The organism is Sulfuricella sp. T08 (genome assembly GCF_000971475.1).
In the GTDB taxonomy this organism is placed as follows: Bacteria; Pseudomonadota; Gammaproteobacteria; order Burkholderiales; family Sulfuricellaceae; genus Sulfuricella.
Genome location: NZ_DF967529.1, coordinates 1 through 22,378, shown reverse-complemented (window position 1 = coordinate 22,378; position 22,378 = coordinate 1). Strand labels below are relative to the sequence as shown.

Below are 22,378 nucleotides of genomic sequence, written 5' to 3'. Positions count from 1 at the left end.
GCTCACTTCCCCAATAATTCTATTAAGTTATTTTCATCAAGGACAACCACACCCAACTCCTGCGCCTTGGCAAGCTTGCTACCGGCCTCCACACCTGCCACAACATAATCGGTCTTCTTCGACACGCTGCCGCTCACCTTGCCGCCCAAAGCCTCGATTTTTTCTTTTGCTTCATCCCGTGTCAAGCTCGGCAGGGTTCCAGTCAGGACGAAGGTTTTCCCGCTGATCGCGCTTGCCATGGGTCTGGGCGCCCGTTCACCCTCCACCCAATGTACCCCCACCGCCCGCAGGCGTTCGATCACCCCACGGTTATGGGGCTCGGCGAAAAATTGGACAATGCTTTGCGCCACCACCGGCCCCACGTCCGGCACCTGCTGCAACTCCTCCTCATCCGCCGCCATCAAGACATCCAGTCCGCCGAAATGGCGCGCTAGGTCCTTGGCCGTGGCCTCGCCCACATTGCGGATACCGAGTGCGTAAATGAAGCGCGCCAGGGTGGTTTTCTTGCTAGCCTTGATGGCGTCCAGCACATTGGCAGCCGATTTCTCCGCCATGCGGTCGAGGCTGGCCAGCGTATTCATGCCGAGCTCGTAAAGATCGGCTGGCGTCATGCGATCGAGGCTATCCAAGTCCTTCAAGCCTAGCGTGTACAAATCTGCCGGCGTACTAACCAAATCCCTGTCCACCAGCTGCTCCATCAGCTTATCGCCCAAACCCTCGATATCCATGGCTGTCCGGCTGGCAAAATGTAGCAGCGACCGCTTGCGCTGCGCCGGGCAGAACAACCCGCCGCTGCAACGCGCCGCCACCTCGTCAGGTAGGCGGATCACGTGCGAACCGCACACCGGGCAGACATGTCTCACGGCCTCAAGCAGGTTGTATGCTTGCGTGCCGGGCTGCCGACGCTCCGGCAAAACACGCACCACCTCGGGAATCACATCTCCTGCGCGGCGCACGATCACGGTATCGCCGATTCGCACATCCTTGCGGTCGATTTCGTCCTGGTTATGCAGGGTGGCATTGGTCACCGTCACGCCGCCGACAAAGACCGGTTTGAGCCGTGCCACCGGAGTCAGTGTTCCGGTGCGCCCCACCTGCACATCGATCCCCAGCAGCTCGGTCATTGCTTCCTGAGCCGGAAATTTATGGGCGATAGCAAAGCGCGGCGCGCGGGACACAAAGCCCAACTGCTCCTGCCAGGAAAGATTGTTGACCTTGTAAACCACGCCGTCGATATCGTAGGGCAGGCCGTCACGCCGGGCGCCGATCATGCGGTAGTAATCCAGCAGCCCGTCAACACCCTGCACTACCCTGCGTTCACGGCAAACCGGCACTCTCAGGCTTTCCAGGTAATCCATGACGGCGCTTAATTTGCGCGGCAAATCCACCTCGTCGACGCTGCCCAGGCCATAAGCAAAGAAGGTCAACGGACGCGTGGCCGTAATGCGTGGGTCGAGTTGGCGCAGCGAACCAGCGGCGGCGTTACGCGGGTTGGCAAATTCCTTGTCGCCCTTTTCCCGTTGCTGGCGGTTAAGCTTTTCAAAGTCCGCCTTGAGTATCAGCACTTCACCGCGCACTTCAAGCAATTTCGGCGGGTTCGCCGTATGGAGCCGCAGTGGAATGGCTTTGATCGTCCGCAGATTGGTGGTCACATCCTCTCCGGTGTAGCCGTCGCCCCGCGTCGCACCTTGAACCAGAATACCGTTCTCATAGATCAGGCTGATTGCCAGGCCGTCGAATTTGGGATCTACCGCGTATTCCACCATCTCGACACCGAGGCCTTCACGCACACGCCGGTCGAATGCCGCCACTTCCTCTTCCTCGAACGCATTGTTGAGGGAAAGCATGGGCACGCGGTGAGTCAGCTGGGAAAATTCGGCGAGGGGTGAGGCGCCAACGCGCCTGGTGGGGGAATCGGGCGTGGCGAGCAGCGGATTTCCCGCCTCCAGCCGCTCCAGTTCACGGAACAGTTTGTCGTACTCGGCATCCGGAATTTCCGGCTTATCCAGGACGTAGTAAAGGTAGTTGTGCCGCTCGATTTCCTCGCGCAGCTGCCGAACACACGCAGCGGCATCCTGCGGAACAGTCATTTAGGAAAACAGCCTTAGCGCGCGGGCGCTACCGCTCTTGATCTGCTGCGCCTCCATCCTTGCGTAAATATCGGCAAGCTGCTGCTTGATCCTGGCGATTCCGGCATCGCTCAGCGGCCGGCGGTTATCGTCCACAACCTGCCCACCCAGGGAGGAGGCCATCTGCCTGGCCACCGTCAGCATCTGGTTGAATACGCGTACCCCGTCGGCCACCCTGGGCACATCGAACAGAAAGGTGATGCCATGGGTGCTGAGATGACGGATGTTTTCCGCGGAAAACGGCGTCGGATCCAGATTGGCCAGCGAGAACAAATCCGCACCCTCGTCGTTGATATAATGGAATGCGCCATCCGGCTGCAATTTCATTCCAGCCGCTTCAGACATGGCCCGTACCTTGGTTGCAGCGAAGGCTTCACCGTTCTGGGTGATGATATTGGCACCAATCAGCACATCGACATCGGCACAGAATTGATCAAGCGCAGCGGCGAGCGCCAGCGCAGGCTGCCGTTTCGGGAATTCGGCGACCGCCACCAGTTCGTCCGCAACAGTCTGAACCTGGCTGCAAAAAGCCGCCAGATCCGAATCGGAAACCGGCCCGGTACGATCCGCCAACTGCAATGTTGCGGCAATATTGAGATATTCCTCGGCACTTCCCTGCCCGACTTCTTCCCACCCGCCGGTCAGTGAATTCATGCCAAGCCAGTGCACGCGTTTGCCGAAATCTCCCTGGCGCTGTATGGCTTCAATGAGAGCAGCAGCGCCAACTGATTCACTCGGGTGAAGTTGAACCCGGTAATTGATGGTTTCATCCTGCGACACGACCGGCCTGTCTTCGTGCAGGGGCTTGCCCCTCTCTTCCGGCTGCGATTCAACTGCGGAGACAGGCTCGATTTGCTCAATGCTCACTTCCGCTGCCGCCAGCTCTTCAGCCAGCTCCACTGGCATCTCCTCCGGCGGCATCGAAATGATCGGCTCGATCCGTGACTCTTCACGAAAACCGGCAATTTCATGCGCATCCGTAAGGGTATCGGGTAACGTGTTGGTGCCGCTCTCAAGCAGCACATCCTCCTGCCTGGCGGGAAAAGCCTTCTCGGCAATGCGCCGATACCTCCTTTCCTGGTAACGGTTAAAACCGTACACACCGGCAACGATCAGGAGACCGATCGCCAGCAAACTGATTTGCAATTCGCTCATAACATTGTTCCACTCAATTTTTTAAACCTGAAAACGAGAATTCATTTACCACAGAGACACAGAGAAAACCTGAAAACACCCGTTAGGCACAGATGGCCCAAATATTTCACAGATTGGGCAACACCTTTGAATTTCTCTGTGCCTCTGATGGTTAAGTTAAATGTATTCTCCAAGAAGAATTATAACTCACGCCGGCACTTCATCCTTCATCCGCATTGCCTCTTCGATGTCTACCGCCACTACGCGCGACACGCCCATTTCCTGCATGGTGACGCCAACCAGTTGCTCCGCCATTTCCATGGTGATCTTATTATGGCTGATATAAACGAACTGGGTCTGTACCGACATTTTTTTCACCAGTTCGCAGAAACGTTCGGTGTTTGAATCGTCGAGCGGTGCATCCACCTCGTCGAGCAGACAGAACGGCGCCGGATTGAGCTGGAACAGGGAAAAGGTCAGCGCCAGCGCAGTCAGGGCCTTCTCCCCGCCGGACAGCAGGTGGATCGAACTGTTTTTCTTGCCCGGCGGCTGGGCGATGATCTGTATCCCGGCATCGAGAAGTTCCTCGCCGGTCAGCATCAGCCTGGCCTGGCCACCGCCGAACAGCGATGGAAAAAGTTCGCCGAAATTGCGATTTACCTGATCATAAGTGCTTTGCAGGCGCTCCCGCGTTTCCCGGTCGATGCGGCGGATCGCCTGCTCCAGCGTGGCTATGGCCTCGTTCAGGTCTTTGGCCTGGGATTCGAGATAGCCACTACGCTCCCGACTGCCTTGCAGCTCTTGCAGTGCAGCCAGGTTGACCGCACCAAGCGCTTCGAGTTCCGCCGTGAGCCTGACGATCTCGCCCTGCAGGGCACTGGGCCGGAGGTTTTTCTCCATAGCTTGCAACAGTTCTGCCTCGTCGGCTCCTGCTTCCCTGAGCTGGCCTTCGTACTGTTCCTGGCCAAGACGCGCTTCCTGTTCCTTGAGGCGCAGCTCGCTGATCTGGTCGCGTAGCGGCTGCAGTTTTTGCTCGCTGCTCATACGCTGCTGCTCCAGTTCGCGCAGACGGTTAGCTGCCTCGGCCAAGGCATCGCGCGCCAACGCCAGAGCTTTCTCTTTCTCCTGCTGCTGGGTTAGCGCCTGCTGCAGCGCATGACTTAACGGTTCCTCGCTGACCCCCTGCTGCTCGGCGAGCAGGTTTTCAAGCTGGATGACCGCCTCTTCGGCCTGTTCGGCGAGCTGGGCGCTTGAAATTTCAAGCTCACCGATCTTGTTCTGACAGCTCATCTCGACGAACACCGCCTCCTGTGCGGCACGTTCTGTCTGCCTTAGCGCCTCGCGTTGCCGGTTGAGATTTTGCTCGACACCGGAACGCTCCTGGCGGGTTTCATCCAGCTGCTCGCGCAGCGCCCCGATCTGGCTTCGGCCCAGTTCCAGTCTGGCTTCAGATTCTGCGAGTTGCTCGCTCTCAGAGCCAAGCTGTCCGGCGATTTCCGCCTGTTCCGCCGAAATCCCTTTTTGACGCTGCTCGCTCTGCTGTCTGACCTGCACTAGCCGCTGCACCTCGAGTTGCAGGCGGTGCTGCTTCTGCTGCGCTTCGCCAGTAGCGCTACGCAGCCGGGCAATGTCTTTCTGCTGCTGCGCCAGCGCAGACTCGGCCTGAGCCATCGCGGTTTGAAGCTGCGCCAGCGTCACCTGTTTTACTTCAAGATCCGCCTGCAGCTGCTCGATTTCGCGCTGACGCGCCAACACCCCGTGCAGCTCGCTTTGTGGCGCATGGAAACGAATACTGTGGCGAGTAAAAACTTGGCCCGCGCGCGACACCAGCATCGCCCCTCGCGGCAACTCATTACGCAGGGCAAAACCCTCGGCGGCATTCTCGGTTACATAGATATCAGCCAGCCAGTCGTCAAGGAATGCAGGGGCACTGCCATCCGACCAGGAAACATAGCGGGACAAGAGAGCCATCCCCTCTCCCCAACCCTCTCCCGCTTGCGGGAGAGGGGGCAAAGGTGAAAGGCGCTGGTTTTGATCGAATGCAGTGACCGCTGCTGGCGGCGCATCCTCCACCCACCCCTGAGCCTGCTCGATGCTTTCCAGCGCAATACTATTCAGGCGCTCGCCCAGCACGCTTTCCAGCGCGTCTTCCCAGCCCGCTGCTATGCGCAGGCTGTTCCACAGCCGCGGCAGGCTTTCCAGATTGTGCCTCGCCAACCATGTATGCAATTTCTGGTTATGGTCGAGGCGGCTTTGCAGGTGTTTCAAGGCATTTAGCCGGGCCTCCAACTCGGTAACCAGTCGCTGCTCCGCTTGCAACCCGTCCCTGGCTTCATGTGCGCCCTTTTCCAGTTCTGGCAGCACCGCAAGCAGCTGCGCCAATTCAGCCTGAAGCGTTTCGAACTGGCCCGCCACATCGGCAAGCTCAACCTCTTTCAGCGACAGCGCCGCAACATCGAAGCGCGGCAAGCTGCTGGCCTCCTGCTGCAAACGCTGCTGCCTCGATTGCAGTTGCTGTCGGTTCCTTTGCGCGTGCGAGCGGTGGGTTTCCTCGATCTGCTTCGCCTGCTCGGCTTGGGCAAGGCTACGTTGCAGCTCGCTATAACGCCGCTGGCAATCGCGGAAACTCACCTCGGCCAGCGGCAAATTGCGGCCCTCCTGCTCCAGCTGTTCCTTGTTCTGCGCCACGCGTTCACCCGCCACTGATAGTTCGCAACGCCAGTGTTCCAAGGCTGCGAATGCCTCGTCGCGCTGTCTTGCCAGGCGCTCGCCCTGTTCGCGCAAGGCGGCGGACTGTGCGGCCAGGCGCTGGCGGCTTTCACGCTGGTGCTGCAGGTTCTGCTCCAGTCTGGAAACCTCGGCATTGGCCGCATAAATACCGCCCTGCGCCTCATGCAGCGCATCGCTGGCAGCGTAATGAGCTTCCCGCGACTGTTCCAGCTGGCTCTCGGCCTGGCGCAGTCGTGCGTTTTCCGCTTCCAGCTCATTGCTCAGGCGCGCCACTTCGCGCTGCCAGCGATCGCACTGTGCTGCCGCCTCACGCTTTCTGAGCAAAGCCAGCAGGCTGTGCGACAACTTCAACTGGGACTGCAAGGCCAGATATTGCCGTGCCACCTCGGCCTGCGATTCAAGCTTGCTAATCTGCTTGTCCAACTCCTGACGCACGTCCTCGACGCGCAACAAGTTCTCGCGCGTATCCTTCATGCGCAGCTCGGTTTCGCGGCGCCGTTCCTTGTATTTAGAGATTCCCGCCGCCTCTTCCAGAAAAACGCGCAACTCCTCGGGCCGTGCCTCGATAATGCGCGAGATCATGCCCTGCTCGATGATGGCGTAGGCGCGCGCGCCCAGCCCGGTACCCAGGAAAATGTCGGTGATATCGCGGCGACGGACATGCAGGTTGTTGATGTAGTAAGCGGACTCGCCGTTGCGGCTGAGTATCCTTTTGACGGCGATCTCGGCGTACTGTGACCATTGCCCGGCGGCTTTGCCCAGGCTGTTGTCGAAAATCAGTTCGACACTAGCTCGACTTACCGCCTTGCGTGTGGCGGAGCCGCTGAAAATCACGTCCTGCATGGATTCGCCGCGCAGCTCCCGCGCCCGCGATTCGCCCAGCACCCAGCGCACTGCATCGATCACGTTGGATTTGCCGCAACCATTCGGGCCGACAACACCCACCCGCTGCCCAGGAACGGGTATCGTGGTGGGATCGACGAAGGACTTGAAGCCGGCGAGTTTGATGTGGGTAAGACGCAATTTTTTGTCGGCAGCTGTTTTGGAAAGGTGCGGCATAAAGCCTGCGTTATAATGACAGCATTTTAACCGATTTAGTCGAGAGTGCGAAAATGGCCAGCCAACCCAGCAAGATCCTGGAAACCTTCGATAACCCGAACCCGGAGCGTGACTTCCACATCCACATGGAAATCCCGGAGTTCACCTGTTTGTGCCCGAAGACCGGCCAACCCGATTTCGCCACGCTGTATCTCGACTATATCGCAGATCAAAAGTGTGTCGAACTGAAGAGCCTGAAGATGTATATCTGGTCGTTCCGCAACGAGGGCGCATTTCACGAAGCTGTCACCAACAGCATCCTGAACGACCTGGTGGCCGCGACTCAGCCGCGCTTCATGCGTCTGACGGCGAAATTCTACGTACGCGGCGGCATCTTCACCAATGTCGTAGCCGAACACCGAAAACCGGGCTGGGAACCGCAGCCGCGCGTCGACTTGACCGCATTCAAGGCTAATTCCAATACTCGCGGGTAAGAAGTTAAGGGGGTAGCGTATGGGGAACACTACAATTCACCTTTCGCCCCTCACCCCTCACACTTATCTAGGTATCGATTTCGGCACCAGCGGTGCCCGTGCCATTGCAATTGATGGTAGCGGAGCAATACTCGCCGAGGCGCGACGAGTTTTTAGCGATCAAACTCCAGAAGCCTGGCGTGCAGCCCTGTTCGACCTGATCGACCAGACTCCGACAGACACCCGACGATTACTTAGCGCCATCGCCATCAACGGCACTTCAACCACCGCACTATTGTGCGACGCTGACAACCAGCCGCTTTGCCCGCCTCTGCTTTACAACGATGCGCGAGCCCAGCTTGAGGCAAAGCAGCTTGCTCAGATTGTTCCACCCGGCCATCCGGTACTGAGTGCAAGCTCCAGCCTGGCGAAGCTGCTCTGGTTCCAGAAACAACCCGAATTTCCCCGCGCCCGTTTTCTCCAGCACCAGACCGACTGGCTGGCCTCACTGCTACATGGCAGGCCGGGCATCAGTGATTACCACAACAGCCTCAAACTGGGCTTCGACCCAGAAACCCTGCGCTACCCGGAATGGCTGCTGCATCTGGCTGTGGCACCCCTGTTGCCGCGCGTCTTGGCGCCCGGAGCCGCGATCGGCCCGGTTACCGCAGAAATCGCCGCGCGCTTCTCACTTCCCCGCAGCTGCCTCATTCGTGCCGGCACCACCGACAGTATCGCTGCATTTATCGCCAGCAGGGCCTGCCGCCCCGGTCAAGCGGTAACATCGCTCGGCTCGACCCTGGTGTTGAAACTGCTCAGCCGGAAACGGGTGGACGCGGCACAATACGGCATCTACAGCCACCGTATCGGCAACCTGTGGCTGACGGGCGGCGCCTCCAACAGCGGCGGCATGGTGCTGCGATCGTTTTTCAGCGACGCCGGACTGGAAGAATTGAGTGCCCGCATTCATCCAGAAACAGACAGCGGCCTGGATTATTACCCTCTGCCCAGTCCTGGAGAGCGTTTCCCGATCAACGATCCCAAGTTTGAACCACGCCTGACTCCCAGACCACAAGACGATGCCCTGTTTTTGCATGGCTTGCTGGAGGGGATAGCCCGAATCGAGGCACAGGGTTACCACCTGCTGCAGGAACTGGGCTCAGACCCGCTCGAATCAGTGCTGACTGCCGGAGGCGGGGCCTGCAATCCGGCATGGACCGCAATGCGCACCCGATTCCTTGGCGTACCCGTCCAGCCTTCTTCCCACGTTGAAGCCGCATATGGCAGCGCACTGCTGGCGGCCAGAGGAGAAAATTTGCTATGCTACGAGCAATCACAAGCGGAGGAAAAAAACTAAAATGGACAGACTGAACAGGGTTTTCTCTCAGGAAGGCGTTTCCTACTTCACCATTATCCCTCTGAGCTGGTACCCGGAGGTTGAACCTTCGGCGGGCGATATCGCCGTCTGGATGTATGGTAACGTCACGCTACTACGGGCATTGGCCACGATCGAGGCGGTACAACCGGAGCTGGATGGTGACGTGGGATCCGGTGTAGGCAAGGTGCTGGAGCGACTCGAATTCAAAATCGACCTGACGCTCAGCCTGGTTGCCAAATTGCTGGCAAAAAATGCAGTCCTGCCCTCGACCTGCCCTGTCTTTGTCAGCGCCGAGGGCATGGAATGGATCTGCAAAGAAACGGCTACCGAGGGCGAGGATATCGTTATTTCCGCCTACATCAGCCCGAAATTGCCACAACCGCTGGTTCTACCGGCAAAAATCAAAGCCGTACAGCAAGAGCCGGGCGGCACCAGGGTCTATGCCACTTTCACCCATCTTAGTGAAGAAGCACAGGACTGGCTCTCACGTACCATTTTCCGCTACCATCGCCGCGCGGTGCAGCTACATTCACGCTAAGGGGTAATTCAACGTTTCAGGTGACCATAGGCGGGCAAGGTCTGCAAGCGGGTGTCCGTTAAAGGCGCCCCAACAGTGAAGTGATAAAGACTTTGCATCCTCTTCCCCTGCAGCCCCAGCGCCTCATGTACCCCATCGTCAAAGAAACAGCCGATTCCCGTGCCGCGTACTCCGGCCGCTTCTGCTTCCAGATACAGCACCTGTCCCAGCACGCCCGCTTCCCAAAAGAGTTGCCGGTAAACCCAAGGTCCCAAAGCAAGGCTCGCTTCGTATTCGGCCAGCATGCCCAGGCTGAAGGCGCCGTCGGCAGCAATTTCCTGGTGGCAAGACAAAGCGCGCGCGGCATCGCGCATATCGGCCGCCACCAAGCGGAATAACGGCAAATGCGCAGGGCAGCCATCCACCCGCTTCCATTCTAAATCCTGGCGGAACAAGGTGCGCAGCGTGTCCCCGCGTTGCGCATTACGCAGGAATAGGTATAGCCCTGGCTCCAGACAATCGACACGGTGTACGAACAACACCAGATCAATCCGTGGCGCCCATGGGATTACATCCCAGGGCGGCATGCCGGGGCGTGGCAGGGTCAGGTCGAGCATCCGATAAAAGATGCTGAGCGGAATACTGCTGATACCGTCAAAAGACTGGGCGCTGCGTCGCTGCTGGATGATTCCCCTGGCGCTAAGGATACAGGGTGAGTTCAATGGCGCAGGCAACTTCGGCGCTTGCCAGGTGCTTTCATGCGTTTCAGGTTTGACGCAGGCCGCTGCGACTTTGTCTATGGCCGGCCAGTCGTGCATGTGATTAACGGAGAGCGTATTCGCCTGCCCTAGCTTCACGCCAGCACCAGCTGCCCGCAACAGTTTTTCTGGCGCAACGGTCTCGACTACGGCCTGCAGCGACACCTGCAACATGATGTCAGGGTGTTCTCGTTCAGCCTGGACATTATCCTCGCTCCGGTCTGTGCCAAGCACTCGGCCAATCTCGACATCCGACCAGCTATCCAGCAATTTCACCGTCCAGCCGAGCGCTGCGGCTGCATAGCGTACAGCGGCGATGGCATGTCCGACATCGTGCTGGCAATAGCGGAAGGCGCGTTCGCCGTATTTCCAGGCTTCACGCCAATGAATCGAGGTCAGTCCGAGCAGAAAGACGTTCGTCGGCAAGACGCGTTCTACGTCGGCAAAACGGCAACGTTGCTCCAGCAGGTGATCACGACTCACGTAATGATGCACCCCATCCACAAGCCCGAAGCAGCCTTGCGCCACCACATAGGCTTCGGTCGGATGCAGATTGCCACTGGACGGGTTGCAGCGCAGTGCCCAACGAGTCTCATCATATTGCTTCCAGGCCGAGATCCCGAAAGACAACTGCAGCAATGCAGCCAGGCTGTTCAGATCAAGCGGCTGAGGCGCGATGCTTGGCTGCTGATAGAGCTCGGCATAGCCTGGGCCGGCAGACGCATCCAGCAAAGGCAGTTCCAATCGCGGGCTGCCGGCATAGGTGCGGAAGGGATCAGGCTGGCTGTTCCAGTCCATCCCGTCCGGCCCCGCTGCATAACGCTGGAATTGGTGCTTGCTGCGCTGGTGGTAAGCCAGCACGGCATCAAGTGCTGTAGTCATGTGAATATCGCACCTGTTGAATCAGCTCGATCGCGTTGCCATCCGGGTCACGACAGAATAATGCGGGCCGGCCGGAGCTGCTCAAAGTATAGGCAACGCCAGCCAGATCCAGTGTCTGTTTGAGCACAGTCAGGTCGTTAATGGCAAGGGCGATATGGCGGTCGCGTCCGCCATGTGCGGGCCGCCCTTCCACGGGATCAGGATTGGGCAGCGCCAGCAGATGAATCTGCTGTGCGCCAATCTCGTACCACACGCCATCGAAGGACATCTCCGGCCTGGCGGATGAAGGGGTCAACCCAAGCACGTTTTCATAGAAGGTGCGAGCCCGTGCCAGGTCTGAGACCAGCAGGGAGGCATGCAAAAATCCGCTAATTTCAGGCATAGAATATTTAGTCCGCTCAAATTTTACTAGGCTGGGTAAGTATCATGTTCCAGCTTACCGGAAAACAGGCTGGCGGCAACGATCATCGCGCCGCCCAGCCATTCCTGAGCTGTCATCACCTCGCCGGCGAGGAGGTAGCTTGCTACCGCCGCCACTACCAGCTCGAACAGGAAAATCACGATCGCCTGGTTAGCCGGCGCCCGGGCCAAGCCGTATTGCACGGTCAGGGTCACGGCAAAAATCAGGATACTGACCAACAGCAGCCACATCCATCCGGAAACAGGCAACACCGGCAAAGCCGCCAGCGTGGCGGGATGGTAGATCAGCGCCAGCAACGACAGCACACTGACGCCGACCCATACGCTCAGCGATTTCAGCCAAATATCGGATGCCTCGGCGCGCCGCGACAGCACATTGGTTGCGGCGAACGTCAAGCCGGCGGAAAGCGCCATCCATTCCGCCGTATTCTGCGGCAGTGGCAGGCCAAGGCTCGGTCGCCACAGCATCACTACGGCTCCTGTAAAAGAGAGCGCCATCACCAGGTAACCATGAAATCGGAGGCGCTCGTGCAGGAGCAGGCGCGCCAGCAGCACCGTCCACAGCGGCGAGAGGTAAAACAGCAACAACACCCGCATCACTTCGCCGTCGATGACTGCCAGCACGTAGGCGAGATTGGTCCAACCCGCCGTCAGCCCGATCAGCAACAGAATCGGTGGAAAATGCCGCAGCCGCAAACGCTCTGAATACAGGGTGAAGCCCAGTATCAGCGGAATCAAGTAGGTGGCAAAACTGGAAAGCGCACCTGAAACACCCATCTGTTCGAGTAGCCGGTAGGGATACCAGATCAATCCCCAGATGATCGCACCCGAGAGCAAACCGGAAATAGCCAGAAGTTTTTCTTTGGATGCCACGCTGCGAGCCTTTATAATGTTGTGCATCTAGAAACGTTACCGTACAGAAATCGTGAACCCCAACCTCGACCTGCTCCACCCTTACCCGTTCCAGAAGCTGCGTGACCTGTTCCGCGGCGTGACGCCCAACCCGGATTACAGTGCTATCAATCTTTCCATCGGCGAACCGAAGCACGCCACGCCCGACTTCATCCGCCGCGCACTGGCTGAAAACCTGGATGGGCTGGCCAATTATCCCACAACCCAGGGCAGCGAGGCGCTGCGTCAGGCTATCGGTGCCTGGATCGAGCGCCGCTACGGCATTCCGCCGCTCAACCCGAATACCCAGATCCTGCCGGTGAACGGCAGCCGCGAGGCCCTGTTCGCCTTCGCCCAGGCGGTCATCGACACCAGCAAGCCTGACCCGGTCATCATCTGCCCCAACCCGTTTTACCAGATTTACGAGGGCGCGGCGCTGCTGGCCGGGGCTACGCCCTATTTCCTCAATACCACGCCGGAAAATGGCTACTCCATGGATTTTTCCAGCGTCCCGGAGGAAATCTGGAAACGCACCCAGCTGGTCTACGCCTGCTCCCCCGGCAACCCCACCGGCAAGGTGATGGATATCGAGGAATGGTCGCACCTGTTCGATCTGTCCGACAAATACGGATTCATTATCGCCGCCGACGAATGCTATTCGGAGCTGTATCCCCTTGAGCATGTACCCCCGCTCGGCGCGCTGCAGGTCGCGCACCAGCTGGGCGGCGAAGACTATGGCCGGCTGGTGGTTTTCAATAGCCTGTCCAAGCGCTCCAACGTGCCCGGCATGCGCTCTGGCTTCGTCGCCGGCTGCGAGTCGATCCTGGAAAAATTCCTGCTTTACCGCACCTACCATGGCTGCGCCATGAACCCTGCGGTGCAGGCGGCGAGCGCAGCAGCCTGGAACGACGAAGCCCATGTCGAGGAAAACCGCCGTCTTTACCGGGAGAAATTCGCCACCGTCACCCCGCTGCTGCAGCAGGCCCTCAAAGTAGAGGAGCCCGATGCCGCGTTTTACCTGTGGGCACAGACACCGGTATCCGATACGGAATTCGCGAAAGCACTGTACCGGGATTATAATGTCACGCTTTTGCCCGGCAGTTTTCTCGCGCGCGAGGCGCACGGACTCAACCCCGGTACGAATTTCGTCCGCATCGCACTGGTCGCTCCATTGGCGCAATGCGTGGAAGCAGCGGAAAGAATCCAGAATCTCGTCAAAACCTTGTCATCAGGAAAAACAACATGAACGAACTACAGAGCATCATCGATGAAGCCTTTGAACGCCGCGCCGACATCACCCCGCGCAACGTCGATTCCAAACTTAAGGACAGCGTCGAGCAGGTAATCGACTTGCTGGACAAAGGCGAGTTGCGCGTAGCGGAAAAAATCAACGGCGACTGGGTCACCCACCAGTGGCTGAAGAAGGCGGTGCTGCTGTCCTTCCGCATGGAAGACAACTTCTTCATCAAGGGCGGCTTTACCAACTATTTCGACAAAGTGCCGTCCAAGTTCGCCGATTACAACTCCAAGGATTTCCGCGACGGTGGCTTCCGCGTGGTGCCGCCCGCTGCTGCCCGCCGCGGCTCGTTCATCGGTAAAAACGTGGTGCTGATGCCGTCTTACGTCAACATCGGCGCCTATGTCGGTGAAGGTACTATGGTCGATACCTGGGCCACCGTCGGTTCCTGCGCCCAGATCGGCAAGAACGTCCACCTCTCCGGCGGCGTCGGCATCGGCGGCGTGCTCGAACCGGTTCAGGCCAACCCCACCATCATCGGCGACAACTGCTTCATCGGCGCCCGCTCCGAGGTGGTTGAAGGTGTTATCGTCGAAGACAATGCAGTCATTTCGATGGGCGTCTACATCGGCCAGTCCACCAAGATCTACGATCGCGAAACCGGCGAAGTCACCTACGGCCGCGTCCCCGCCGGCTCGGTGGTGGTATCCGGCAACCTCCCCTCCAAGGACGGCAGCTACAGCCTGTACTGCGCCGTGATCGTGAAGAAGGTCGACGAGAAGACGCGCAGCAAAGTCGGCATCAACGAGCTGCTACGCGGGATCTAAACCATATTTGCCGCGGAGCGCGCAGCGATCACAGAGCGGACGTGGCAAGATTTGTCTCTGTAAATTCTGTGGCATAGGTCTTTAAATATGTGCGGCATCTGCGGCGAACTCCGCTTTGACCAATCTTCTCCTGACACCGCCGTCATTCGGCGGATGTCGGAGAAGCTCGCCCGCCGCGGGCCCGACCATGAAGGCCTGATCAGCGACGGCCCGCTGGCATTCGGCCACCGGCGCCTCGCCATCATCGACCTCTCCCCCAGCGGCGACCAGCCGATGGTGGACAAGGAACTCCGCCTTTCCCTGGTGTTCAACGGCACCATCTACAACTACAAGGAACTGCGCCAGGAACTCTCGGAGATGGGCTACACCTTCTTCTCCGAAGGCGACAGCGAAGTCATCCTCAAAGGGTACCATGCCTGGGGCGAGAAGTGCGTGGAGCGCTTCTACGGCATGTTCGCTTTTGCCGTGTGGGACATGCGCCACACCAACCTGTTCCTGGCGCGCGACCGCTTCGGCATCAAGCCGCTCTATTACTCGCTGGACGGCGCCAGCCTGCGCTTCGCCTCCAGCGTCCAGGCGCTGCTTGCCGCAGGCGGCGTGGACACCAGCATCGACCCGATCGCCCTGCACCATTACTTCACCCTGCACGCCGTAGTGCCGGCTCCGCGTACCATCCTCAACGGCGTGAAAAAGCTGCCCCCGGCCACCACCATGACGGTGAGCACCGAAGGCCAGTTTACCCAGCGCACCTACTGGAGCCTGGACGCCACCCGCCCGGCGCACAACCTGTCCGAACAAGACTGGCTGAACGCCACCCGTGCCGTGCTTAATCGCGCCGTGGAGCGCCACCGCCTAGCCTCCGACGTGCCGGTCGGGGTGCTGCTCTCTGGCGGACTGGACTCCAGCCTGCTGGTGGGCTTGCTGGCCGACCATGTAGACGACCTGCTGACCTTCTCGGTGGGTTTCGAGGATGTCGGCGAAGGCGCGGAAAAAGCCGACGAGTTCGAGTATTCAGACCAGGTGGTGGAACGCTTCAAGACCCGCCACCACAAATACCTCATCCCCAACGCTGAAGTCTTGAAACGCCTGCCCGAGGCCGTTTCCAACATGGCCGAGCCGATGGTCGGCCAGGATGCTGTAGCGTTCTACCTGCTCGGCGAGCGCGTTGCGGATGAAGTCAAGGTCGTACTTTCCGGCCAAGGCGCGGACGAGGTGTTCGGCGGCTACTTCTGGTATCCGCGCATGGACGAGGCTACAGGCTCCGCCCTCGACCGCTTCCGCCTCAACTATTTCGACCGCGACCATGCCGAATACCTGGAAACCGTCGCCCCGGCCTGGCATGTGCCGGACGTCACCGCCGAACTGGTGGAGCGGGAACTCACCAAGCCCAAGGCCGATTGTTTCCTCGACCAGGTGCTGCGCTTCGACGCCACCACGCTGGTCGTCGACGACCCGGTGAAGCGCGTCGACAACATGACCATGGCGTGGGGTCTGGAAGCGCGCGTCCCCTTCCTCGACCACGAACTGGTGGAACTGGCGGCCAGGATGCCGCCATCACTCAAACTCAAGGAAGGCGGCAAATTCCCGCTCAAGGCCATCGCCCGCGGCGTAATCCCGGATGCTGTGATCGACCGCCCCAAGGGCTATTTCCCGGTGCCGGCACTGAAATACGTACGCGGCGAATTCCTCGAATTCATGCGCAAAATCCTGATGTCGGACGCCTGCATTAAACGCGGCCTTTACCAGCGCACCTATGTAGAAAAACTGCTGGCCGAACCGGAAGCCCATTTCACGCGCATCCAGGGCAGCAAACTGTGGCAGTTGGCGCTGCTGGAACTGTGGCTGCAACTGAATGTGGACAACGGCTAGAAGATGACCGCGAGACGCTGAGGCATCAATGGATGCTTCCCGACTCACAGGAACCGTTCAGCCTTCAGCGCAATGAAGGTCTGCTATCTGAGGTATTGTGTTGAACACAACCTTCGACGGAATCGTGCAACAAAGCTCCAATGGCTTCATCCTCGCTGCCGTCCTGTTCCATGACGAACACCGAAACGGCTAAAAGGTGAGATACGTAGGGAACCTCTCCACCTTTGCGTCGCTGATGGGCGTGAATCTCGAAGCAGAATTGCTCATGGATCAGTTGGCTGAGTTAAGCCTTAAGCGCGGATAAACAAGAATAAACATCTCCGAATTACTAACTTGTAACTGGTTTCCGCTCTCTTCTATGGCTACGCTGTCAGCATTAACCATAGCAGCCCAGAGAGCATTGGCCATGAAAAACCCGGCCGCTTACTATCCCCATCGCAGAAGTTGGCGCTCAATCTTGCTGGCGATGCTGACCAGCGTTTCATTGCTGCTGGCGCACTCGAGCTGGCGCGCCTACGAGGCCGCCCGCGATGAGATATTCCGCACCGAGGCCGGCATGGTGCGTCTGGCAGATTCCGTCGCGGCCTCTCAGCAAGCGTTGCTCGATCGCACTACCCAACAGCTGCGCATATTGGGCGGGATTTATCTGTCAGAAAACAACAACCCGGCAGCGTGCAACCGATTTCTCGCGCGCCAACTGGGGATTTTTCCGGCATTCGACAATCTGGTTTTTGCAGATGCAAACGGCGCGGTGACATGCAGCGCACACGCCAACACTATCCCTCTGCCCGCTTTGCTTCCAGACACGACCTCGCCCGACAAGCCTTTATTGCTTTCCATGGGCAGCGATGGACTTGCGCTCGCCTTGCCCCGCAAAGCCATCAAAGGGCTTGCGAAGAGTTGGGTAATTGCGGTTTTGCCTGTCGCGACGTTCTTCCAGGTCAACTCGCAGGATGCCGTATTCGGCTTGGTGCATGATGGAGGGTTGGTTGCAGAGTACCCTGCCAATAACGCCCGGGAAAATCGCAATCCATTATTTATCAGGTTCATGCAGGCTCTTAGGCCAGCAACGGCAACGCCATTGGCAACTCAGGATGGAACGGACTGGTTGTATGCGGCTCAGGTTAAAGGCAGCGCAAAGGAGTTGTGGCTGCTGGTGCGACTGCCCACCGACGCGGCGACTGTGCAAATGATGCGCATGGCAACACTGATGGTGATGGCCCTCGCTCTGGCCTGGTTGTCGCTGTGGGCGCTGTGCAGCCAGGGCACCGCATACTTGGCTGCGATCAATTGGCGACGCTTCGACCTGGCCGCGAAGGTCGGACACGCCGTCGCTACGCTGCATAAGAGGCTGCGCCAGATTCAATGGAACAAGGCACAGCGTTTTGAAGGCGGCAATACCGAGTTGCGCGTCGCTTATCAAAAACTCAAACATTCCTTCGCCGACGAAACGGAACGGATGCGGCAAATCACGCTACTGGACGAGTTGAGCCAAGCGTTGCAAGGTTGCATCAATAGCGCGGAACTAACCGAGCTGGTAGCGCGCTCCGCCGTCGCCTTGTTTCCCGGTAGCAGTGGCGCGCTGTTGCTGAATGCGGCATCGGACATGGTGGAGTTGCATCATGCCTGGGGCGGCAGCACCCATCAGGAAGCCTTCCCGCCGCAAGATTGCTGGGCGCTGCGCATTGGCCACCCTTATCACGCCCAGCAGGAAGGCGCCATGCCCTGCGCACACCTGCGGGAAACGCATGTGGATTATATTTGCCTGCCATTAATTGCGAATGGCGAAATACTTGGCGTGCTGCATCTGTCCAGGCTGGACGGCAACCCAATAGAAGCTGGTATTCCCTGGGCCGCGGAGTCCATCGCCGAGCGTACCGCCATCGCTATTTCAGTAATCAGGAGGGCTGAGCAGTTGCAAATCCGCGCCACGCGGGATGCACTGACCGGCATTTACAACCGGCGCTTCATGGAAGAAGCGCTGGCCATTGAGCAGAGCCGCGCCGAGCGCCGTGGCTCGTCCATTGGTTTGATGATGATGGATGTGGATTACTTCAAACGCTTCAACGACACTTTCGGTCATGATGCAGGGGATGCCGTGCTACGCGGCATCGGCCGCTTGCTAAGCCGAACCATACGTGAAGGGGACATGCCGTGCCGCTACGGCGGCGAGGAATTCGCGGTCATCCTGCCCGGCGCCGACCTGGCCGATACACGCCAGCGCGCGGAAGCAATTCGCACCGCAATCGAACGCTGGAAGCCTCAGGACGAGGGGCATGCCTTCGGGCAGGTCACCGTTTCCATCGGTATCGCCGCCCTCCCGCTTAACGGAAATTCGTGGCAAGCCGCGCTCAAGGTGGCAGACAAGGCGCTCTACGCAGCCAAGCGCGGCGGGAGGAACCAGGTAGCGACCGGCCAAGCTACCGGGATGTTAGGACAGCCGTCCGCTCGAGAGCCGTTCCCGGACGGCTATTCTTCCTAATCGAGGTCAGCGTTCGCTGGCGGGGACCAGGAACTTCCGTACTCGACCTATTCTGTTGAAAAACTCCAGCAATGAATGGCTGCGCCAACCCGCCAAATATATAATTACATCATTGATTTATTGATGATAAGTCATCATGATGGGACAACGGTCAGGAGGGCAGAACCGGTTGTTCTACTCGTTCAATCTTGAAGACCACAATCCCCAGAATCCTTTCTTGCGCGGCATTGACCAGTGCGCGGGATGCTCGATGAAAGACCGTTGCTGCCCGAATACTCCGATGCGCAAAATCGCCCGCAGTCTCCATGAGACTGCGGGCGATGTGGCCCGTCAAATCGCCACCACGCCGGAATATCAAAGATCACGCTGTGAGCGCAAGAAGGTCGAGGTACTCTTTTCCCTCCTCAAGCGCATTCTCAGACTAGATCGACTCAGACTACGAGGTCTTAGCGGTGCGACCGACGAATTCACCTTGGCCGCTACCGCGCAAAATCTGCGGCGTTTGGCCAAATTCATTGTGCAAGGGCCACCGATTCACGGGGGCGGTGCGCCTGCTTGAGGCGAAACCACTTGGATTAACCCACAAATCAGGTGTCAGACTTGCTTGCAGGCCCCCAAAGGGCAAAACCCCCAGCGCCACATCACCTGTCTGGAAATCAACTCGACTACAGCAACGAGGTTTTCAACGGAATAGGCACTTAGCTGCCCCCCCCCACTTTCGTAACCTTACCGGCGATATTACATCCGGTCTTGACTCACGCAGGCGTTCATTATCTTTCTGGGGGCCGGCTTCATTCTGTCTTGGTAGCCTCAAATCCGATTTTCTCAGAGAAAATCCCAATACAACACCACCACTGTTAAAATATGCGCATGAAACTCTACGGCATCCCCAACTGCAATACCGTCAAAAAAGCCCGCACCTGGCTGATGGAAAACGGCGTTACCATCCCTTTCCACGACTTCAAGAAGCAGGGCGTGAGCGAAGAACTGCTCAAAGTCTGGCTGAAGCAGATAAGCTGGGAAAAGTTGGTTAACCGTCAAGGCACCACCTGGCGCCAACTGCCGGACGAAGCCAAGGCCGCGGTCTGCGATGAAACCAGTGCGATACACCTGATGCTGGAAAAATCCAGCGTGATCAAGCGCCCGGTACTGGAAATGGACGGCAAGATTATCCTTGGCTTCGACGAAGCCATTTATCAAACTCAATTCGGAAAGAAATAATGGACAACAGTACGTTGGAATTGGCCAAGGCCCTCATCGCCCGCCGCTCGCTCACACCGGATGACGCCGGCTGCCAGGACATCCTGATCGAACGTCTGGAAAAGCTCGGCTTCAAAATTGAGCGCATGCGCTTCGGCGATGTCGACAACTTCTGGGCGCGCCGCGGCACTGCCGCCCCGGTGATCTGCTTTGCCGGCCACACTGACGTGGTGCCGACCGGACCGGTGGAAAAATGGGGCAGCGAACCCTTCACCCCGACTATCCGCGACGGCATGCTCTACGGGCGCGGCTCCGCTGACATGAAAACCTCCATCGCCGCCTTCATCACCGCTATCGAAGAATTCACCAGCGCAAATCCAGACGCACCGGGTTCCATCGCCCTGCTGATCACCTCGGATGAAGAAGGCGTGGCCGTGGATGGCACTGTGCGCGTGGTCGAGGCACTGCAACAGCGCGGTGAAGGCATCGACTACTGCATCGTCGGCGAACCTACCTGCGTCTCGAAACTTGGCGACACCCTCAAGAATGGTCGGCGCGGCTCGCTCTCCGGTGACCTGACGGTAAAAGGCATCCAGTGCCACATCGCCTACCCTCATCTGGGCAAGAATCCGATCCATCTCGCTGCGCCGGCAATTGCTGAGCTTGCCAACACGACATGGGATCAGGGCAATGAGTACTTTCCCCCGACGACCTGGCAGGTTTCCAACATCCGCGGCGGCACTGGTGCGACCAACGTCGTGCCCGGTACGGTGGATATCGAGTTCAACTTCCGCTTCTCTACTGCAAGCACTGTCGATGGTCTCAAAACCAAGGTTCACGCCATTCTCGACAAGCATGACCTGGACTACGATCTGAAATGGGCACTCTCCGGCAAGCCTTACCTCACTCCCAAAGGGAGCCTGGTGGATGCTGTCGCCCAGGCAATCAAGGACACGACCGGGGTAGACGCCGAGCTTTCCACCAGCGGCGGCACCTCGGATGGCCGCTTCATCGCCGACATCTGCCCTCAGGTACTGGAAATCGGCCCGCTCAACGCCACCATCCACAAGATCGACGAATGCGTGGCCGTGGCCGATATCGAGCCGCTCAAGGAAATCTACCGACGCACGCTGGTTAATATATTGGTGAAGAAATGAACTTCGAAGAGGCGAAAAGCCGACTGACCACCGTGCGCGACCTGTTGCGCTTTGCCGTGAGCCGCTTCAACCAGGCAAACCTGTTTTTCGGCCATGGCACCACCAACGCCTTTGACGAGGCGGCCTACCTGATCCTGCACACGCTGCACCTGCCACTGGACCGGCTGGAGCCGTTTCTCGACGCACGCCTGCTGCCGGAGGAAGTCGATGCCGTGGTGGAAATACTCCGCCGCCGCGTCGAGGAACGCCTCCCTGCGGCCTATCTCACCCACGAAGCCTGGCTTGGTGACCTCAGCTTTTATGTCGATGAGCGCGTGATCGTGCCTCGCTCCTTCATTGCCGAACTACTGCGCGAACAGCTTCAGCCCTGGGTAGAGGATCCTGAAGCCATCACCAGCGGCCTGGACATGTGCACCGGTTCGGGGTGCCTCGCCATCCTGATGGCGCTCACCTTCCCCAACGCCCTGATCGACGCGGTTGACCTATCCACCGATGCGCTCGATGTGGCACGGCGCAATGTCGCCGATTACGGCCTGGGAGACCAGTTGAGCCTGATTCAGTCCGACCTGTTCACAGCACTGGAAGGACAGCGCTACGACCTGATCGTGAGCAACCCGCCCTACGTCAACGCGCCCTCGATGCAAACCCTGCCCGAAGAATACCGGCGTGAACCCGTTGGCGCGCTGGCCAGCGGCGAGGACGGCCTGGAGCATGTTCGCACGATCCTGCGCGAGGCCCCCAAACACCTGAATAAGGGCGGACTACTGGTGGTGGAAATTGGCCACAACCGTGATGCGCTCGAAGAGGCTTTCCCCGAACTGCCGTTTACCTGGCTGGAAACCAGCGCAGGTGACGAGCATGTCTTTTTGCTTACCCGCGAGCAACTTGCTTAATCCCAACACGATTCAATTACGCCAATCTTGCTGAGTATGTTGAAGCATGAGCGGCACTCATTATGCTACAGCCTCACGAAATGCCGGCCAATCTGCACGTGCGCAATAACCAGCGGACATTGCACCGCATGGCGGAACCAATTCAACGGATTAGTTACACTAATCCTCCCTACGCAAGCTATTCTACGATATCGTTTGTCGAAAAACTTTACATACATATCCTGACAATAATTTCGTCATATGTGGATAGGCAGAAAATCCTAATACTTGTTAGGGAAGCCCTGAACAAGTCATCATTCAGGACCTCGAATTAAACATATTGCGGCATCAGGCTTTTTTCCACCGGAATTAGCCTGAAACAGC

General features: G+C 58.6%; 17 protein-coding genes and 1 pseudogene. 11 read left to right on the top strand and 7 right to left on the bottom strand.

Going from position 1 to position 22,378, the window contains the following annotated elements:
- Nucleotides 1-2: 2 nt before the first annotated feature.
- The 3 genes from ligA to smc all read right to left on the bottom strand — a co-directional run bounded on the left by ligA (nucleotide 3) and on the right by smc (nucleotide 7,052).
- The gene (ligA, locus tag SCT_RS05525; protein ID WP_059420164.1) at nucleotides 3-2,090 is read right to left on the bottom strand and encodes an NAD-dependent DNA ligase LigA; all 2,088 of its coding nucleotides are present in this window, start codon (nucleotides 2,088-2,090) and stop codon (nucleotides 3-5) included.
- Nucleotides 2,091-3,284: a cell division protein ZipA C-terminal FtsZ-binding domain-containing protein gene (locus SCT_RS05520; RefSeq protein WP_059420159.1), complete on the bottom strand. Its 1,194-nt coding sequence runs from the start codon at nucleotides 3,282-3,284 to the stop codon at nucleotides 2,091-2,093.
- 186 nt (nucleotides 3,285-3,470) lie between these two features.
- Nucleotides 3,471-7,052 (bottom strand): chromosome segregation protein SMC, encoded by a 3,582-nt coding sequence (gene smc / locus SCT_RS05515; RefSeq protein ID WP_237759611.1) that lies wholly within the window; start codon nucleotides 7,050-7,052, stop codon nucleotides 3,471-3,473.
- Nucleotides 7,053-7,105: 53 nt separating this feature from the next.
- Here smc and queF point away from each other — a divergent pair, with 53 nt between their 5' ends.
- Genes queF through SCT_RS05500 form a run of 3 tightly spaced genes read left to right on the top strand, consistent with a single transcriptional unit; the run spans nucleotide 7,106 to nucleotide 9,420 of the window.
- Nucleotides 7,106-7,525, top strand: coding sequence for a preQ(1) synthase (queF, locus tag SCT_RS05510; RefSeq protein WP_059420157.1), 420 nt, complete (start codon nucleotides 7,106-7,108; stop codon nucleotides 7,523-7,525).
- Between the two features lie 19 nt (nucleotides 7,526-7,544).
- Entirely contained in the window at nucleotides 7,545-8,861 is a 1,317-nt protein-coding gene (locus SCT_RS05505) for an FGGY-family carbohydrate kinase (RefSeq protein WP_059420151.1), read from the top strand.
- A gap of 1 nt (nucleotide 8,862) precedes the next feature.
- Complete coding sequence (locus SCT_RS05500; RefSeq protein ID WP_059420148.1) at nucleotides 8,863-9,420, top strand: PilZ domain-containing protein; 558 nt, start codon at nucleotides 8,863-8,865, stop codon at nucleotides 9,418-9,420.
- A gap of 8 nt (nucleotides 9,421-9,428) precedes the next feature.
- Here SCT_RS05500 and SCT_RS05495 read toward each other — a convergent pair whose 3' ends face one another.
- From SCT_RS05495 to SCT_RS05485, 3 genes are read right to left on the bottom strand one after another with little or no spacing between them, the layout of a single operon-like run.
- A complete protein-coding gene (locus SCT_RS05495; RefSeq protein ID WP_059420146.1) occupies nucleotides 9,429-11,039 on the bottom strand; it encodes a SagB/ThcOx family dehydrogenase in 1,611 nt (536 codons plus the stop codon).
- Nucleotides 11,023-11,421, bottom strand: a complete 399-nt coding sequence (locus SCT_RS05490; RefSeq protein WP_009205547.1) for a VOC family protein — start codon at nucleotides 11,419-11,421, stop codon at nucleotides 11,023-11,025. The genes SCT_RS05495 and SCT_RS05490 overlap by 17 nt, the downstream gene beginning before the upstream one ends.
- A 26-nt stretch (nucleotides 11,422-11,447) precedes the next feature.
- Nucleotides 11,448-12,332, bottom strand: a complete 885-nt coding sequence (locus tag SCT_RS05485; protein ID WP_082098213.1) for a DMT family transporter — start codon at nucleotides 12,330-12,332, stop codon at nucleotides 11,448-11,450.
- A 52-nt stretch (nucleotides 12,333-12,384) separates the two neighbouring features.
- Between SCT_RS05485 and dapC the strand changes: the two genes are divergently transcribed.
- From dapC to SCT_RS05470, 3 genes are all read left to right on the top strand, one after another.
- Nucleotides 12,385-13,596, top strand: coding sequence for a succinyldiaminopimelate transaminase (gene dapC / locus SCT_RS05480; RefSeq protein WP_059420140.1), 1,212 nt, complete (start codon nucleotides 12,385-12,387; stop codon nucleotides 13,594-13,596).
- Nucleotides 13,593-14,414: a 2,3,4,5-tetrahydropyridine-2,6-dicarboxylate N-succinyltransferase gene (gene dapD / locus SCT_RS05475; protein ID WP_009205544.1), complete on the top strand. Its 822-nt coding sequence runs from the start codon at nucleotides 13,593-13,595 to the stop codon at nucleotides 14,412-14,414. Before dapC ends, dapD begins: the two co-directional genes overlap by 4 nt.
- Before the next feature lie 87 nt (nucleotides 14,415-14,501).
- A complete protein-coding gene (locus SCT_RS05470) occupies nucleotides 14,502-16,283 on the top strand; it encodes an N-acetylglutaminylglutamine amidotransferase (RefSeq protein ID WP_059420136.1) in 1,782 nt (593 codons plus the stop codon).
- Nucleotides 16,284-16,347: 64 nt separating this feature from the next.
- Here the strand turns inward: SCT_RS05470 and SCT_RS17905 are convergent, their stop codons facing one another.
- Nucleotides 16,348-16,530, bottom strand: coding sequence for an HD domain-containing protein (locus SCT_RS17905; RefSeq protein WP_371257728.1), 183 nt, complete (start codon nucleotides 16,528-16,530; stop codon nucleotides 16,348-16,350).
- 159 nt (nucleotides 16,531-16,689) lie between these two features.
- On the opposite strand from SCT_RS17905, the gene SCT_RS05465 reads away from it, so the two are divergent.
- From SCT_RS05465 to prmB, 5 genes and pseudogenes are all read left to right on the top strand, one after another.
- Entirely contained in the window at nucleotides 16,690-18,765 is a 2,076-nt protein-coding gene (locus tag SCT_RS05465) for a diguanylate cyclase (RefSeq protein ID WP_159107884.1), read from the top strand.
- Between the two features lie 235 nt (nucleotides 18,766-19,000).
- A pseudogene (locus tag SCT_RS05460) lies at nucleotides 19,001-19,324 on the top strand (transposase); the annotation flags it as partial.
- 311 nt (nucleotides 19,325-19,635) lie between these two features.
- Entirely contained in the window at nucleotides 19,636-19,986 is a 351-nt protein-coding gene (locus tag SCT_RS05455) for an ArsC family reductase (RefSeq protein WP_082098212.1), read from the top strand.
- A complete protein-coding gene (dapE, locus tag SCT_RS05450; RefSeq protein WP_059420121.1) occupies nucleotides 19,986-21,122 on the top strand; it encodes a succinyl-diaminopimelate desuccinylase in 1,137 nt (378 codons plus the stop codon). The genes SCT_RS05455 and dapE overlap by 1 nt, the downstream gene beginning before the upstream one ends.
- Nucleotides 21,119-22,015, top strand: coding sequence for a 50S ribosomal protein L3 N(5)-glutamine methyltransferase (gene prmB, locus SCT_RS05445; protein ID WP_059420119.1), 897 nt, complete (start codon nucleotides 21,119-21,121; stop codon nucleotides 22,013-22,015). The genes dapE and prmB overlap by 4 nt, the downstream gene beginning before the upstream one ends.
- Nucleotides 22,016-22,378 lie beyond the last annotated feature (363 nt).

Bases quoted from the DNA above. Each gene is read 5' to 3' on its own strand.
- ligA (WP_059420164.1), bottom strand. From the start codon at position 2,090: ATGACTGTTCCGCAGGATGCCGCTGCGTGTGTTCGGCAGCTGCGCGAG.
- SCT_RS05520 (WP_059420159.1), bottom strand. From the start codon at position 3,284: ATGAGCGAATTGCAAATCAGTTTGCTGGCGATCGGTCTCCTGATCGTT.
- smc (WP_237759611.1), bottom strand. From the start codon at position 7,052: ATGCCGCACCTTTCCAAAACAGCTGCCGACAAAAAATTGCGTCTTACC.
- queF (WP_059420157.1), top strand. From the start codon at position 7,106: ATGGCCAGCCAACCCAGCAAGATCCTGGAAACCTTCGATAACCCGAAC.
- SCT_RS05505 (WP_059420151.1), top strand. From the start codon at position 7,545: ATGGGGAACACTACAATTCACCTTTCGCCCCTCACCCCTCACACTTAT.
- SCT_RS05500 (WP_059420148.1), top strand. From the start codon at position 8,863: ATGGACAGACTGAACAGGGTTTTCTCTCAGGAAGGCGTTTCCTACTTC.
- SCT_RS05495 (WP_059420146.1), bottom strand. From the start codon at position 11,039: ATGACTACAGCACTTGATGCCGTGCTGGCTTACCACCAGCGCAGCAAG.
- SCT_RS05490 (WP_009205547.1), bottom strand. From the start codon at position 11,421: ATGCCTGAAATTAGCGGATTTTTGCATGCCTCCCTGCTGGTCTCAGAC.
- dapD (WP_009205544.1), top strand. From the start codon at position 13,593: ATGAACGAACTACAGAGCATCATCGATGAAGCCTTTGAACGCCGCGCC.
- SCT_RS05470 (WP_059420136.1), top strand. From the start codon at position 14,502: ATGTGCGGCATCTGCGGCGAACTCCGCTTTGACCAATCTTCTCCTGAC.
- SCT_RS05465 (WP_159107884.1), top strand. From the start codon at position 16,690: ATGAAAAACCCGGCCGCTTACTATCCCCATCGCAGAAGTTGGCGCTCA.
- SCT_RS05455 (WP_082098212.1), top strand. From the start codon at position 19,636: ATGAAACTCTACGGCATCCCCAACTGCAATACCGTCAAAAAAGCCCGC.
- dapE (WP_059420121.1), top strand. From the start codon at position 19,986: ATGGACAACAGTACGTTGGAATTGGCCAAGGCCCTCATCGCCCGCCGC.
- prmB (WP_059420119.1), top strand. From the start codon at position 21,119: ATGAACTTCGAAGAGGCGAAAAGCCGACTGACCACCGTGCGCGACCTG.